At 39.2% G+C, this 15930-nt stretch carries 9 protein-coding genes; 5 read left to right on the top strand and 4 right to left on the bottom strand.

The features are described 5' to 3' along the window. Nucleotides 1-147 precede the first annotated feature (147 nt). The 5 genes from HT685_RS03235 (at nucleotide 148) to HT685_RS03215 (ending at nucleotide 12588) form a co-directional block, all read left to right on the top strand. The gene (locus tag HT685_RS03235; protein WP_173278948.1) at nucleotides 148-5745 is read left to right on the top strand and encodes a ZmpA/ZmpB/ZmpC family metallo-endopeptidase; all 5598 of its coding nucleotides are present in this window, start codon (nucleotides 148-150) and stop codon (nucleotides 5743-5745) included. A gap of 144 nt (nucleotides 5746-5889) precedes the next feature. Further along, nucleotides 5890-6582, top strand: a complete 693-nt coding sequence (locus HT685_RS03230; protein ID WP_000240129.1) for a phosphoglycerate mutase — start codon at nucleotides 5890-5892, stop codon at nucleotides 6580-6582. 52 nt (nucleotides 6583-6634) lie between these two features. Then, nucleotides 6635-9046 carry a glycoside hydrolase family 95 protein gene (locus tag HT685_RS03225; protein ID WP_173278947.1) on the top strand — a complete coding sequence of 804 codons (2412 nt, stop codon included), beginning with the start codon at nucleotides 6635-6637 and terminating at the stop codon, nucleotides 9044-9046. A 130-nt stretch (nucleotides 9047-9176) separates the two neighbouring features. Continuing rightward, complete coding sequence (locus tag HT685_RS03220; protein ID WP_173225764.1) at nucleotides 9177-9878, top strand: ABC transporter ATP-binding protein; 702 nt, start codon at nucleotides 9177-9179, stop codon at nucleotides 9876-9878. A 1-nt stretch (nucleotide 9879) separates the two neighbouring features. Beyond that, nucleotides 9880-12588 (top strand): FtsX-like permease family protein, encoded by a 2709-nt coding sequence (locus tag HT685_RS03215; RefSeq protein WP_173278946.1) that lies wholly within the window; start codon nucleotides 9880-9882, stop codon nucleotides 12586-12588. A gap of 195 nt (nucleotides 12589-12783) precedes the next feature. On the opposite strand, the gene tpx is transcribed toward HT685_RS03215, so the two are convergent. The 4 genes from tpx to HT685_RS03195 all read right to left on the bottom strand — a co-directional run bounded on the left by tpx (nucleotide 12784) and on the right by HT685_RS03195 (nucleotide 15925). Beyond that, complete coding sequence (gene tpx, locus HT685_RS03210; RefSeq protein ID WP_000256026.1) at nucleotides 12784-13275, bottom strand: thiol peroxidase; 492 nt, start codon at nucleotides 13273-13275, stop codon at nucleotides 12784-12786. 121 nt (nucleotides 13276-13396) lie between these two features. Further along, on the bottom strand, nucleotides 13397-14326 hold the full coding sequence (gene psaA / locus HT685_RS03205; RefSeq protein WP_172922047.1) for a metal ABC transporter substrate-binding lipoprotein/adhesin PsaA: 930 nt from the start codon (nucleotides 14324-14326) through the stop codon (nucleotides 13397-13399). Nucleotides 14327-14357: 31 nt separating this feature from the next. Then, nucleotides 14358-15206, bottom strand: a complete 849-nt coding sequence (locus HT685_RS03200) for a metal ABC transporter permease (RefSeq protein ID WP_173278945.1) — start codon at nucleotides 15204-15206, stop codon at nucleotides 14358-14360. Then, on the bottom strand, nucleotides 15203-15925 hold the full coding sequence (locus tag HT685_RS03195) for a metal ABC transporter ATP-binding protein (protein WP_000619142.1): 723 nt from the start codon (nucleotides 15923-15925) through the stop codon (nucleotides 15203-15205). Before HT685_RS03195 ends, HT685_RS03200 begins: the two co-directional genes overlap by 4 nt. Nucleotides 15926-15930: the final 5 nt, after the last annotated feature.

Here is a 15930-nt window from a genome sequence, read left to right as displayed (position 1 = left end):
TAGTTATTCTAAGTTTATAATCTCTCTTGTGAGGTGCTAAAGTTTGATGAGAATTGGTTTTGCTAATACTAGGAGAAAGTAAGTATGATAAAATCGCAAGATTGTTTTTCTTGCGATTTCTTAAACTAGTGAGGAGAAATAAACATTATGAGACAAACAAATGTTAGAGGAAGCTTGTCCCTCCGTGGCTTTAGAAAATTAAGAACTGGTGCAATTGTTGCGACAGGTGTGATTTTGCTAGGTCTGGGCTTTTTAGCTCCAACTGTATCAGCCAGTGAACAAGATGGTGTCTGGGTAGCTAGAACAGTTGAGGAAGTGAAAGCTGACCTTCAAAAAGAAGGTGATTTATTTAAGTATGTCATTAAGTGGGGAGATACATTAAGTGTTATCAGCGAAGCAAGTAATATCCCTGTAGATGTACTCCAAGAAATGAATCAAGCTTCAGGCAAGAATTTATTCTTACCGCACAATGAATTGTACTTTACCGAAGCTGAAACGGTTTCAGATACAGTCACAAAACACAAGATTGTCATCAAAGAAAGTGGTGCAAGTGGCGAAGTTCGCACTTACGAAGTCTTGCTCAAGAAAGATCAGGAAACAAAAGCTGTTACCTTTGAATTAACAGATGTCACTGAGAAAGTTGAAAAAATGACTGTGAACTATAGCCCAGTTTATCAGCCTGTATCAGCACCAGTAGTGGAAAGAGCGGAAGAATCGGGTGAAGAACCTGATTCAGAAGCACCAGCAGAGACAAGCCCAGAAGTTAAAGAAGAAACAGAAGCTCCAGTAGCACAAAAAGCAGAAGAGCCAACTGTAACAACGCCAAAAGCAGAAAAACCAGTGTCTCCAGCACCAACAGAATCAGCGCCAGAGGTAGAAAAACCAGCTGAGCCTAAAGAAGCAGAATCAACACCTGAAGGAACATTTACAGGAACAGCAGAATCAGCACCAGATTCAACAGAATTAGTGGCAAATGGAGCTTCAGGAAGAACAGAAGGGGCTTCAGAAGTAACTCCAGGAGTAACAGGAAAAGAAACTGAAGAATCAGGAACAGAAGCACCTACAACTCCAAAAGAAGATACACCTGAAGGAACAGTTTCAGAAGGAGAAACAGGAACAGAGTCAGCAGAATTGGCTGAACCAAAAACAGAAGCACCTACAACTCCAGAAAATAAAGAAGAACAACCAGGTGCAACAGAAGCACCGGAACCAAAAGTAACAGAGTCCGAGGCAGCGAAACCAGCTCCAAAAGAAGCAGGAACAACAGCAGGAAATGAAGTAAAAGAAACTGAAGAAGCAGGAACAGGTTCAGAAGTAGCTACAACAGGTGCACCAGCAGCGGAAGGAAGTTCAGAAGCGACTCTAGGTTCAACAGAAGAAGCTTCAGGAACAACACCAAAAGCAGAAGTTTCAGAAGCACCAGTGGTAGAGGCTACAACTTCAGGAGAACAAAGCCAACCAGCAGAAGCAACCCCAGCACCAAAAGAATCAGGAGAAGAAGGTAAAGCGGAGGATTCAGTTTCTTCAACTGAATCTTCATCAACTGCTTCTGAAGGGGAGTCAACAGCTACGCAACCAGCTGGAGAAGAAAATAAATCCGAACCAACGTCAGAAACTTCAACTATTCCATCTGTAGATGCTACAAATGATTCAGGTAATTCAGAGTCATCACCTTCAGTAACAGAAGGCAATAAAGAAGAAACAAATTCACAAAATACTGAAGCTTCGACTGTGAACGAAAACTCAGAATCATCTAATTCAGATTCAGAAAAACCACAGGGTGATGAACCAGCTGTACAAGTAGGATCAGACCCAACAGCGTCAATAGAAGGAACATCTACAGGAAAAGAAGAATCATCACCAAAAGCAGAAGAAAAACAAGTCGACAAGAAACTAGAACTTAGAAATATTTCAAATGTGGAATTGTTTACAGTAGAAAATAATAAATATCGACATGTAACTTCACTTGCGAGTGTTCCAACTAATCCAACAAATTACTTTATGAAAGTAAAATCGGAGAATTTTAAAGATGTTATGTTACCCGTTAAGAGTATTGAAAGTGCTACAAAAGATAATCAAGATGTTTATAAAATTGTAGGACAAGCTAATGATTTAATTCAACATGAAAACAATAGTACTTTAGACAATTACACTTACTACCTACCTAAGATGGTGAGAAGTGAAAATGGAGTTTATACATCGTTTAAAAATCTAGTAGATGCTATGAATAGTAATCCTTCTGGAGAGTTTCGTTTAGGAGCAACTATGGATGCTCGTGAAGTAGAACTTCAAGATGGTCAAGAAAGCTATGTTAGTAATGAGTTTACAGGTACATTAATTGGTAAAAATAATGATAAGTACTACGCTATATATAATCTGAAAAAACCATTATTTAGAACTTTAAACCGTGCTACAGTAAAAGATATTTCAATAAAAGAAGCAAATATTTCTTCTAAAGATGATGCTGCTACAATTGCTAAAGAAGCGAAAAATGGTACTAACATTACTAACGTTCATTCATCTGGTGTAATTGCTGGTGAGCGTAGCATTGGTGGTTTAGTTTCACAAGTTACTAACTCTATAATTTCTGAAAGTAGTTTTACTGGTAGAATAACGAATACTTATGATACAAAAGCTACTTATCAAATAGGTGGTTTAGTAGGAAAACTTTCAGGAGTTAGTGCTTTGATTGATAGATCAATTTCATCTATTGATATGGCGACAAATGCTAATACAGGAGATCAGGTTGTTGGTGGCATAGCGGGAGTTGTTGATAAAAATGCAACTATCAGAAATAGTTATGTTGAAGGAAATCTTAATAATGTAAAACATTTTGGTTATGTTGGAGGAGTTGCAGGGTATCTTTGGGATAGAGAATCATCAGATGAAAGAAACTCAGGTCAACTTAAAAATGTATTAAGTGACGTTAATGTTACGAACGGTAATGCTATTGCTGGTTATGATTTTAAAGGAATAAGAGCAACTAACACTTATAGTAATCAAAATAATAAGGTAGTCAATGTAGTACAAGTAGATGATGAAATACTAAGTAGAGATTCAGAAATACAAAGAGGAACTGTATTAGAAAATAATAAAGTTCTCGAGAAAAAAGCTGAACTTGTTCCTAAGAAAAATACTAAGATAGAAGACTTTAATTTCTCTTCTAGATATGAAACAGATTATAAAAACTTAAAAGATGCTGATGTTAACAGATTAAGAGTATATAAAAATATTGAGAAACTATTACCTTTCTATAACAGAGAGACTATTGTTAAGTATGGTAATTTAGTAGACACTAATAATGATTTATTTACTAAAGAGGTTGTGTCTGTAGTTCCAATGAAGGATAAAGAAGTAATCACAGATATTAATAAACATAAAGCTAGTATTAATAAACTGTTACTTTATTATTCAGATAATACTTCTCAAACATTGGATGTAAAATATCGACAAGATTTCTCTAAAGTAGCAGAATATGAAATAGCTAATACAAAATTAATATACACACCTAATACGCTATTACATAATTATGATAATATTGTAAAAACTGTTTTAAATGACCTGAAATCTGTTCAATATGATTCAGGTGCTGTTAGAAAAGTATTAGATATTTCTAGTAACATAAAATTAACAGAATTATATCTAGATGAACAATTTGAAAAAACAAAAGAAGCTATAGGTGATAGTTTAGCGAAACTTCTGTCAGCAGATGCAGCAATCGCTGAGAATAGTAATTCGATAATTGATAATTATGTAATCGAGAAAATCAAGAAAAATAAAGAGGCGTTACTTCTAGGTTTAACATATCTTGAACGCTGGTATAATTTTAAATATGATAATGCAAGTGCAAAAGATTTAGTATTATATCATTTAGATTTCTTTGGTAAATCAAATAGTTCAGCTCTAGATAATGTTATTGAATTAGGTAAATCTGGCTTTAACAATTTATTAGCTAAAAATAATGTAATTACTTACAATGTATTATTATCTAAAAATTATGGGACAGAAACTTTATTCAAGGCATTAGAAGAATATAGAAAAGTATTCTTACCAACTACTTCTAATAACGACTGGTTCAAAACACAATCTAAAGCTTATATAGTTGAAGAAAAATCTACTATTCCTGAAGTAAGTTCTAAGCAGTCAGAACAAGGAACAGAACACTCTATAGGTGTTTATGATAGATTAACTAGTCCATCATGGAAATATCAAAGTATGGTCTTACCGTTATTAACTTTACCAGAAGAAAAAATGATATTTATGATTGCCAATATTTCAACTATAGGATTTGGTGCTTATGATAGATATAGAAGTCCTGAACATCCTAAGGGAGAGAAATTAAATAAATTTGTAGAAGATAATGCACAAGCAGCGGCTAAACGATTTAGAGATCATTATGATTATTGGTATAAAATTCTAGATAAAGAAAATAAAGAAAAATTATATAGAAGTGTACTAGTTTATGATGCATTTAGATTTGGAAATGATAAAGATAATAAGTTACAAGAAGCTAACTTTGAAACTAATCATCCAGCTATTAAAAACTTCTTTGGTCCTGCTGGAAACAATGTTGTTCATAATCAACATGGAGCATATGCGACAGGTGATGCATTCTACTATATGGCTTATCGTATGCTAGATAAATCTGGTGCAGTAACATATACTCATGAAATGACACATAACTCAGATAGAGAAATTTATCTTGGAGGCTATGGAAGACGAAATGGACTTGGACCAGAGTTTTATGCTAAAGGATTACTTCAAGCTCCTGATCATCCAAATGATGCAACAATCACGATAAACTCTGTGTTGAAATATAATGAAGCGGAAAATGCTGATAGACTACAAGTAAAAGATCCAACTCAACGATTTAATAATGCAGAAGATTTACGTAAATATATGCACAATTTATTTGATTTAGTTTATACACTTGAGATGTTAGAAGGAGAAGCAGTAGCTAAGTTAGATAGCAATCAAAAATATGATCTGTTGAGAAAAGTTGAGAATAAATTTAAACCTGATCCTGATGGAAATGAGGTTTACGCAACAAATGTTGTTCGTAGATTAAAACTAGATGAGCTTAATAAATTAACTTCTTTCAATAGTTTAATAGAAAACGATATAATCACAAGAAGAGGGTATATTGATGAAGGTGAGTATAAACGAAATGGATACTACACAATCAATCTTTTCTCGCCAATATATTCTGCCTTAAGTAGTGATAAAGGGACTCCGGGTGATTTAATGGCTCGTCGTATGGCATTTGAACTATTAGCTGCAAAAGGATATAAAGAAGGTATGGTACCATATATTTCTAACCAATATGAAAATGAAGCGAAAGCTAATGGAAGTAAAATTAATTCATACGGTAAAGAAGTAGGATTGGTAACTGATAAATTAGTGCTTAATAAGATATTTAATAACCAGTATTCATCTTGGGCTGATTTTAAAAAAGCAATGTATAAAGAACGAGAAAGTAAATTTAATAAATTAACAAATATTAACTTTATAGATCCAACTAATTGGAGACGTCAAGAGACGGTAACTATTGATAATATTAGTAAGTTAAAAACATTGATTGAAAAAGCGGTGCAAGAAGATGCTACTAATTATGCTTCAATATTATATCCAAAAGAAAGTAGTAAAGTTTACAAACTTAAAAAAGCTATTTTCAAAGCTTATCTAGATCAAACTGATGATTTTAGAACTTCAATATTTGATGAGGAAAATAAATTTACTAATTAGGGTAGCACATGAAGATAGGTTTCGTTTCTTCATGTGTGAAACTCTTTCCTTTTTGGTTATGACTAGCTTTTTTGTGAAAAATTGTGTAAAATAGAATAGATAAACGAGGGGAAACCTCGGAAAATTTAAAGGAGAATCCATCTAATGGTAAAATTGGTTTTTGCTCGCCACGGTGAGTCTGAATGGAACAAAGCTAACCTTTTCACTGGTTGGGCTGATGTTGATTTGTCTGAAAAAGGTACACAACAAGCGATTGACGCTGGTAAATTGATCAAAGAAGCTGGTATCGAATTTGACCAAGCTTATACTTCAGTATTGAAACGTGCGATTAAAACAACTAACTTGGCTCTTGAAGCTTCTGACCAATTGTGGGTTCCAGTTGAAAAATCATGGCGTTTGAACGAACGTCACTACGGTGGTTTGACTGGTAAAAACAAAGCTGAAGCTGCTGAACAATTTGGTGATGAGCAAGTTCACATCTGGCGTCGTTCATACGATGTATTGCCTCCAAACATGGATCGTGATGATGAGCACTCAGCTCACACAGACCGTCGTTACGCTTCACTTGACGATTCAGTTATTCCAGATGCTGAAAACTTGAAAGTGACTTTGGAACGTGCCCTTCCATTCTGGGAAGATAAAATCGCTCCAGCTCTTAAAGATGGTAAAAACGTATTCGTAGGAGCTCACGGTAACTCAATCCGTGCCCTTGTAAAACACATCAAAGGTTTGTCAGACGACGAAATCATGGACGTGGAAATCCCTAACTTCCCACCATTGGTATTCGAATTCGACGAAAAATTGAACGTAGTTTCTGAATACTACCTTGGAAAATAAAAAATTGTAAGTCTAGAATTGATTTCTAGGCTTTTTATGTTAGTATGGTAGTATGATAAGGAATAAAAAACAAGATTATGTATTGGCCTACAAGAGACCAGCTTCAACAACATATAAGGGTTGGGAAGAAGAGGCTTTACCAATAGGCAATGGTTCTTTAGGGGCAAAAGTATTTGGGATTATAGGGGCTGAGAGGATTCAATTTAATGAAAAAAGTCTCTGGTCTGGTGGTCCACTTCCTGATAGTTCCGATTATCAGGGTGGAAATCTTCAGGACCAGTATGGTTTTTTAGCTGAGATTCGGCAGGCTTTGGAAAAGAGAGATTACAATCGGGCTAAGGAACTGGCTGAACAGCACCTGATCGGGCCAAAAACGAGTCAATATGGGACCTATCTATCCTTTGGGGATATTCACATTGAGTTTAGTCAGCAAGGTACGACTTTGTCTCAGGTTACGGATTACCAGAGGCAACTGAATATCAGTAAGGCGCTTGCGACGACTTCTTATGTCTATAAGGGAACGAAATTTGAACGTGAAGCTTTTGCGAGTTTTCCAGATAATCTCTTGGTTCAGCGCTTTACTAAGGAAGGGGCGGAAACTCTAGATTTTACTATAGAACTGTCGCTAAGTCGTGATTTGGCTTCTGATGGAAAGTATGAGGAGGAAAAGTCTGATTACAAGGAGTGCCAACTGGATATTACTGATTCTTATATCTTGATGAAGGGAAGAGTTAAGGATAATGACCTGCAGTTTGCTAGCTGTTTAGCTTGGCAAACAGATGGGGATATTAGAGTTTGGGCAGATAAGGTTCAGATATCAGGAGCCAGTTATGCCAACCTCTTCTTGGCCGCTAAGACGGATTTTGCCCAAAATCCTGCTAGTAATTATCGCAAGAAACTAGATTTGGAGCAACAGGTGAAGGACTTGGTGGAGAAAGCTAAAGAAAAGGGATATGCCCAATTGAAATCAAGGCATATTGAGGACTACCAAGCTTTATTTCAGCGTGTTCAATTGGATTTGGGAGCTGATGTTGATGCATCCACTACAGATGATTTGCTAAAAAATTATAAGCCACAAGAGGGGCAGGCTTTGGAGGAATTGTTCTTCCAGTATGGACGGTATTTATTGATTAGTTCTTCTAGAGACTGTCCGGATACTCTACCAGCTAATCTACAGGGAATCTGGAATGCGGTCGACAATCCTCCGTGGAATTCGGACTATCACCTGAATATCAATCTGCAGATGAATTATTGGCCAGCCTATGTTACTAATCTTCTAGAGACGACCTTTCCGGTCATCAACTATGTAGATGATTTGCGTGTCTATGGTCGTCTAGCGGCTGCAAGGTATGCAGGAATCGTCTCTCGGGAAGGAGAGGAGAATGGTTGGTTGGTTCATACTCAAGCGACTCCCTTTGGTTGGACGGCACCTGGTTGGGATTACTATTGGGGTTGGTCGCCAGCTGCCAATGCGTGGCTGATGCAAACTGTTTATGAAGCCTATTCATTTTATAGGGACCAAGACTATCTCAGGGATAAAATTTATCCCATGTTGAGGGAAACGGTTCGTTTTTGGAATGCCTTTTTACATGAGGATCAGCAGGCGCAGCGTTGGGTTTCTTCTCCATCTTATTCGCCAGAACATGGTCCGATTTCGATTGGCAATACCTATGACCAATCTCTGATTTGGCAATTATTTCATGATTTTATTCAGGCTGCTCAGGAATTGGGACTGGATGAGGCTTTGTTGACTGAGGTCAAGGAGAAGTTTGACTTGCTTAATCCTCTTCAAATCAATCAATCTGGTCGAATCAGGGAGTGGTATGAGGAGGAAGAGCAGTATTTTCAAAATGAGAAAGTTGAGGCCCAACATCGGCATGCTTCCCATCTGGTGGGACTTTATCCTGGAAATCTCTTTAGCTACAAGGGACAAGAGTATCTTGAAGCGGCGCGTGCTAGCCTCAATGATCGTGGAGATGGCGGCACAGGCTGGTCCAAGGCCAATAAGATCAATCTTTGGGCGCGTCTAGGAGATGGTAATCGAGCCCATAAATTATTAGCAGAGCAGTTAAAGTCATCCACCTTGCCAAATCTTTGGTGTAGCCACCCTCCTTTTCAGATAGATGGTAATTTTGGTGCTAGCAGTGGCATGGCAGAAATGTTACTCCAGTCTCATTCAGCTTATCTGGTACCTCTAGTAGCCCTACCCGATGCATGGTCAAGAGGTTCCGTTTCAGGCTTAATGGCACGTGGACATTTTGAAGTGAGCATGAGGTGGGAGGATAAAAAACTCTTACAGTTGACCATTTTATCAAGAAGCGGGGGAGATTTGCGAGTCTCTTATCCAGATATTGAAAAAAGTGTGATTGAAGTGAATCAAGAAAAAGCAAAAGTGAAATGCATAGAGAAAGATTGTGTTTCGGTGGCAACAGCAGAAGGTGATCTGGTTCAATTTTATTTTTAAGAAGATGATAAAAGGCAGTAATTTGAAACTGCCTTTTAATAAGGATTTGAGAATGTAAGCAGTTTCCAACTAGTTGAAAAAGCGTTATAATGGTAATAGGAAGTAATTTGTTTGAGAGAGGGTGGGTCTGATGGCTTATATTGAGATGAAACACTGTTACAAGCGTTATCAGGTTGGGGACACGGAAATTGTGGCCAATCGTGATGTGAATTTTGAAATTGAAGAAGGCGAGTTGGTCATCATTCTAGGTGCATCAGGTGCAGGCAAGTCAACAGTTCTTAACCTTCTTGGAGGCATGGATACCAATGACGACGGGGAAATCTGGATTGATGGTGTCAATATTGCAGACTATAGTTCCCACCAGCGAACCAATTACCGCCGCAACGATGTCGGTTTTGTTTTTCAGTTTTACAATCTAGTGTCCAATCTAACTGCTAAGGAAAATGTGGAACTGGCTTCTGAAATCGTGATGGATGCCTTGGATTCTGAGCAGGTCTTGACAGATGTAGGTCTGGCTCATCGTTTCAATAATTTTCCAGCTCAGCTTTCTGGAGGGGAGCAACAGCGAGTCTCCATTGCACGCGCGGTAGCCAAAAATCCTAAAATCCTCCTTTGTGATGAACCGACTGGAGCCTTGGATTATCAGACAGGCAAGCAAGTCTTGAAGATTCTCCAAGACATGTCTCGTCAAAAGGGAGCGACGGTGATCATCGTGACTCATAATGGAGCTTTAGCGCCCATTGCTGATCGCGTAATTCATATGCACGATGCCAGTGTCAAGGATGTGGTGGTCAACCAGCATCCTCAGGATATTGACAGTTTGGAGTACTAGCATGATCAAGCGAAAAACCTATTGGAAGGACTTAATTCAGTCCTTCACAGGCTCCAAGGGGCGTTTTTTATCCATCATGACCTTGATGATGTTAGGGTCTCTAGCCTTAGTAGGCCTCAAAGTAACCAGTCCCAACATGGAGGCGACAGCTAATGCTTATTTAACAACTGCTCAAACCTTGGATTTGGCAGTCATGTCTAACTATGGTTTGGATCAAGCAGATCAAGAAGAACTAGGACAGACGGAGGGCGCAGAGATTGAGTTTGGCTATTTGACAGATGTGACTATGGAGAATGGGCAGGATGCCATTCGACTGTACTCCAGACCAGAGCGAATTTCAATCTTTCAGCTAAGAGAGGGACGACTTCCTCAGTCAGACAAGGAAATCGCTTTGGGCACTCATTTACAAGGCCAATACAGCGTGGGAAAGGAGATTAGTTTTAAAGAAAAAGAAGAGGGTCATTCCTCTTTAAAAGACCATACTTATACCATTACTGGTTTTGTGGATTCGGCTGAAATCCTCTCCCAGCGAGATATGGGCTACGCAGGCAGTGGAAGTGGGACTCTGACAGTCTATGGGGTGATTTTACCGAGTCAGTTTGATCAGAAAGTCTACAATATAGCTCGTTTGAAATATCAAGATTTAGCAGGCTTAAATGCTTTTTCAGTAGCTTATGAAGAAAAATCCAAGCAACATCAGGAAGACCTTGAACAAGTTCTATCAGATAATGGCAAGGCACGTCTGCAAGTATTGAAAAAAGAAGGGCAAGAGTCTCTCGATAAGGGGCAAGAGATCCTTGACAAGGCTCAGGCTAATTTGCAGGAAGGCAAGCGTCGTTTAGCAGCTGCTCAAGCTCGTTTACAGTCTCAGGAAAGTCAACTAGCCTTGCTTCCTCAATCTCAGAGAGAGCATGCCAGTGCTCAACTTACCCAAGCTAAGCAGGAATTGAGCAAGGAAGAGGACAAACTAAAGCAGGCTGAACAAAATCTAGCCCAAGAAAAGGAAAAATTAGAAAAACATCAGCAAGTCTTGGATGATTTAGCTGAGCCCAAGTATCAAGTATATAATCGTCAGACCATGCCAGGTGGTCAGGGCTATCTCATGTATAGCAATGCTTCATCCAGTATTCGAGCAGTGGGCAATATCTTTCCTGTGGTTCTTTATGCCGTAGCGGCTATGGTTACCTTCACAACTATGACTCGTTTTGTGGATGAAGAGCGAACACATGCAGGGATTTTTAAGGCCTTGGGCTATCGTAGCAAGGATATTATCGCCAAGTTTCTCCTCTACGGCCTAGTAGCTGGAACTGTCGGAACGGCTCTAGGTAGTATACTTGGCCATTATTTACTAGCCAGTGTGATTTCAAGTGTCATTACAAAAGGCATGGTGGTGGGAGAAACCCAGATTCAGTTCTATTGGAGCTATAGTATACTAGCTCTTGGATTGAGTTGGTTGGCGAGTGTGTTACCAGCCTATCTGGTGGCTCGGAGGGAACTTCATGATGAAGCAGCCCAGCTTTTACTGCCTAAACCTCCTGTTAAAGGAGCTAAAATTTTACTGGAGCGTCTCAGTTTTATCTGGCGTCGTCTCAGTTTTACTCATAAGGTAACAGCTCGCAATATCTTCCGTTATAAGCAGCGGATGTTGATGACAATATTTGGTGTGGCGGGCTCAGTCGCTCTGCTTTTTGCAGGTTTAGGAATTCAATCCTCTGTAGCAGGAGTTCCGTCTAGACAGTTTCAACAAATCCAACAGTATCAGATGATTGTCTCTGAAAATCCTAGTGCGACCAATCAAGACAAGGCAGAGCTAGAAGAAGTGTTGAAAGGGCAGGACATCAAAGCCTACCAGAAAATCTATTCTAAAACGCTAGACAAGGATTTCAAAGGTAAGGCAGGTCTTCAAACTATTACCCTTATGATGACAGAGAAGGAGGATTTGACTCCCTTTATCCATCTTCAAAATCATCAGCAGGAGCTGACATTAAAAGATGGCGTCGTTATTACAGCTAAACTTGCCCAGCTGGCAGGTGTCAAGGTTGGGCAGACTCTAGAAATTGAAGGTAAGGAATTAACAGTCGCTGCTATTACTGAGAACTACGTTGGTCACTTTATTTATATGAGTCAGGCTAGCTATGAGCAAATTTACGGACAGCTACCCCAAGCCAACACTTATTTGGTCTCGTTAAGGAATACCAGTGCTACTAGTATCGAAAGACAGGCTGGCTTACTTATGAATCAATCTGCGTTGTCCAGCGTTGTCCAGAATGCTTCAGCCATTCGACTCTTTGAATCCGTCGCTAGCTCACTCAATCAGACCATGACCATCTTGGTCATCGTATCGGTTCTATTGGCTATTGTTATCCTCTACAATTTGACCAATATCAACGTGGCTGAGAGAATCCGTGAACTCTCCACTATCAAGGTTCTCGGTTTTCATAATAATGAAGTCACTCTCTACATTTATCGTGAGACGATTGTGCTGTCCCTTGTGGGAATCGTACTTGGTTTGGTATCTGGTTTCTATTTACACCAATTTTTGATTCAAATGATTTCGCCTGCGACTATTCTCTTTTATCCACAGGTAGGCTGGGAAGTCTATGTAATTCCAGTGGCAGCAGTAAGCACCATTTTGACCTTGCTTGGTTTCTTTGTCAATCGTCATCTGAGAAAGGTTGATATGCTTGAAGCCTTGAAATCTGTAGAGTAATACTCAATGAAAATCAAAGAGCAAACTAGGAAGCTAGCCGCAGGTTGCTCAAAGCACCGCTTTGAGGTTGCAGATAAAGCTGACGTAGTTTGAAGAGATTTTCGAAGAGTATTAGCTGATTGAACTTATATTTACTCGTAAACAAAAATCCTCCGTTTCAAAGAGTGGGGAACTCTTTGTGACAGAGGATTTTTTCTATAGGGCTTTAGCAGCTGCAATTGCGGCTTCGAAGTTTGGTTCAGAGTTGATATTGTCCACGTATTCAACGTAGCGAATCGTATTGTCAGTATCGAGGACAAAGACTGCGCGTGCCAATAGGTGCCACTCATTGATTAAGAGGGCGTAATCACGTCCAAAGGAATGGTCGAAATAGTCTGAGAGCATGATGGCATTTTCAATACCTTCAGCACCGCACCAACGTTTCTGGGCAAAAGGCAGGTCCATGGAAACAGTCAAGACGACCGTGTTGTCCAGTCCAGCCAATTCTTCATTAAAACGACGTGTTTGAGTTGAGCAGATGCCTGTATCAATAGAAGGCACGACACTCAAGACTTTTTTCTTCCCATCAAAATCAGCCAGAGATTTTTTAGAAAGGTCTGTTGTAGTGAGTGAAAAATCAAGTGCCTTGTCGCCGACTTGTAGTTGTTTACCTGTAAAGCTCACAGGATTTCCGAGAAAAGTTACCATAGGATACTCCAATCTTTTTTCTTCCATTTTAGCTGAAACAGCCGGAATTTTCCAATGATTTGACCGGAAATGTGGGCATAGAAAAAACGCCAGCTCATGTGAGAATGACGTTTTCATAGGATTATTTTGCCAATCCTTCAGCAATCTTATCAAGGTTGTATTTCATCATGCTGTAGTAGCTGTCGCCTTCTTTACCTTGTTCTGCGATAGAGTCAGTAAAGATTTGTGCGTAGATTGGGATGTTTGTGTCTTGAGAAACAGTTTTCATTGGACGGTCATCCACACTTGATTCTACAAAGAGTGATGGAACTTTTGTTTGGCGAAGTTTTTCAACCAAGGTCTTGATTTGTTCAGGTGTTCCTTCTTCTTCAGTATTGATTTCCCAGATGTAAGCACTTGGGACACCATAGGCTTTAGAGAAGTATTTGAATGCTCCTTCGCTGGTTACAATGAGTTTCTTTTCAGCAGGGATGTTATTAAATTTATCCTTACTTTCTTTATCAAGTTTGTCTAACTTATCAGTATATTCTTTGAGATTTTTTTCATAGAATTCCTTGTTGTTAGGGTCTTTGGCGCTCAATTGTTTAGCGATATTTTTAGCAAAGATAATCCCATTTTCAAGGTTGAGCCAAGCGTGTGGGTCTTCTTTACCTTTTTCATTTTTTCCTTCAAGGTAGATAACTTCAACCCCTTCGCTGACTGCAAAGTAGTCTTTGTTTTCAGTTTTCTTGGCATTTTCTACCAATTTTGTAAACCAAGCATTGCCACCTGTTTCAAGGTTGATACCGTTATAGAAAATGAGGTCTGCCTCAGAAGTTTTCTTAACATCTTCAGGAAGTGGTTCGTATTCGTGTGGGTCTTGTCCAATCGGAACGATACTGTGAAGATCAATCTTGTCACCAGCAATATTTTTAGTAATATCAGCGATGATTGAGTTTGTAGCAACAACTTTTAGTTTTTGACCAGAAGCTGCCTCTTTTTTTCCACTAGCACATGCTACAAGAGCAATAACGGAAAGAAAGAGAACGAGTAATGTACCTAATTTTTTCATTAGATCCTCCAATTTATTGGGGCTTTACCCCTTATTTTAACAAATGTTTATTTTTCAGTTTCAAATATCGTTGTTTGGGAGCGATAAAGAAGCTAATGAGAAAGAAGCTAGCAGCTGTAAGTACGATGCTAGAACCAGCTGCTAAGTTTAAACTATAGCCAATAAAGAGTCCCAAAACTGAAGCTGTAGCTCCAAAGGTTGAGGAAAGGAAAATCATACTTTTCAGGCTATTAGCATACAGATAAGCAGTTGCAGCTGGGGTAATCAGCATGGCTACAATCAGGATAGTTCCAACACTTTGCATGGCTGTCACAGACACGAGAGTCAGGAGTATCATGAGGAGGTAGTGATAGAAATTGACAGGCATTCCCATGGCTTTAGCCAGAAGTTCATCAAAGGAAGTGATCAAGAGTTGCTTGAAGAAAATCCAGATTAACAAGAGAATGACCGCCCCTACGCCCATAGTGATAAACATATCCGTATCTTGGACGGCTAGAATATTACCAAAAAGGATATGGAAAAGGTCAGTTGAACTTTTAGCGACACTAATCAAGATGATACCGAGGGCTAAGAAAGAAGAAAAGGTAATGCCGATGGCGGTATCGCTTTTGATAATCGAGTTTCCCTTGATGTAGGTAATGATGATGGCAGCTAGCAGTCCAAAGACAATGGCTCCGATAAAGAAGTCAAGGCCCAAGATGAAGGAGAGGGCTACACCTGGTAAGACAGCATGTGAAATGGCATCTCCCATGAGTGACATCCCGCGTAGAATGATGAAACATCCCACAGCTCCAGCTACGACCCCGACGACAATGGCTGTTATCAAGGCATTTTGTAAGAAATGGAATTTTTGCAATCCATCGATAAATTCTGCAATCATAGGTCACCTCCATTGAAAAAGAGTCGATTACCGTAAGCTTCTTTGAGATTGGTTTCGGTAAAGGTTTCTTTGGTTGGACCAAAGGCAATCACTTCTCGATTGACAAGCAAGACTTGATCGAAGTAGTGGGGAACCTTGCTGAGGTCGTGGTGGACGATGAGAACCGTCTTCCCAGCTTTTTTCAAATCTCTCAGCGTATTCATGATGATTTCCTCACTGACAGAGTCAATCCCAACAAAGGGTTCATCCAAGAGGATATAGTCGGCTTCCTGTACCAAACATCTGGCAATCAAAACCCGCTGGAATTGACCTCCAGATAGTTGACTGATTTGACGCTCAGCGTAGTCAGCTAGACCGACGATTTCAAGGGCTTCTTTCACTTTCTTCCAATGTTTAGCCTTTAAACTTCGAAAGAGAGGGATAGAGGGAAAGAGTCCTAACGAGACACATTCCTTGACCTTGATGGGAAAGTTGTAGTCGATATTGATTTTTTGTTCGACATAGGCAATTCGGTGTAAGGATTTTTTAACTTCCTTGTCATCGAGAAATGCCTGACCTTGATGTGGGATAATTCCCAGCATACCTTTTAATAGTGTTGATTTCCCAGCGCCGTTTGGGCCAATGATACCGGTAATTGTTGGTCCATGGAGCACTAGTGAAATATCCTTAAGTGCCAACGTTTCTTTGTAGGAGACACTGAGGTTTTCGATACGTATCATAAACT

It is taken from the genome of Streptococcus sp. 5004 (assembly GCF_013276755.1).
Classification (GTDB): domain Bacteria; phylum Bacillota; class Bacilli; order Lactobacillales; family Streptococcaceae; genus Streptococcus.
The sequence above is the reverse complement of the archived record's forward strand: the minus strand, read 5'-3'. Positions and strand labels throughout refer to the sequence as shown.

Excerpts from the sequence above, each read along its gene's own strand:
- HT685_RS03235 (WP_173278948.1), top strand. The coding sequence starts at position 148 with ATGAGACAAACAAATGTTAGAGGAAGCTTGTCCCTCCGTGGCTTTAGA.
- HT685_RS03230 (WP_000240129.1), top strand. The coding sequence starts at position 5,890 with ATGGTAAAATTGGTTTTTGCTCGCCACGGTGAGTCTGAATGGAACAAA.
- HT685_RS03225 (WP_173278947.1), top strand. The coding sequence starts at position 6,635 with ATGATAAGGAATAAAAAACAAGATTATGTATTGGCCTACAAGAGACCA.
- HT685_RS03220 (WP_173225764.1), top strand. The coding sequence starts at position 9,177 with ATGGCTTATATTGAGATGAAACACTGTTACAAGCGTTATCAGGTTGGG.
- HT685_RS03215 (WP_173278946.1), top strand. The coding sequence starts at position 9,880 with ATGATCAAGCGAAAAACCTATTGGAAGGACTTAATTCAGTCCTTCACA.
- tpx (WP_000256026.1), bottom strand. The coding sequence starts at position 13,275 with ATGGTAACTTTTCTCGGAAATCCTGTGAGCTTTACAGGTAAACAACTA.
- psaA (WP_172922047.1), bottom strand. The coding sequence starts at position 14,326 with ATGAAAAAATTAGGTACATTACTCGTTCTCTTTCTTTCCGTTATTGCT.
- HT685_RS03200 (WP_173278945.1), bottom strand. The coding sequence starts at position 15,206 with ATGATTGCAGAATTTATCGATGGATTGCAAAAATTCCATTTCTTACAA.
- HT685_RS03195 (WP_000619142.1), bottom strand. The coding sequence starts at position 15,925 with ATGATACGTATCGAAAACCTCAGTGTCTCCTACAAAGAAACGTTGGCA.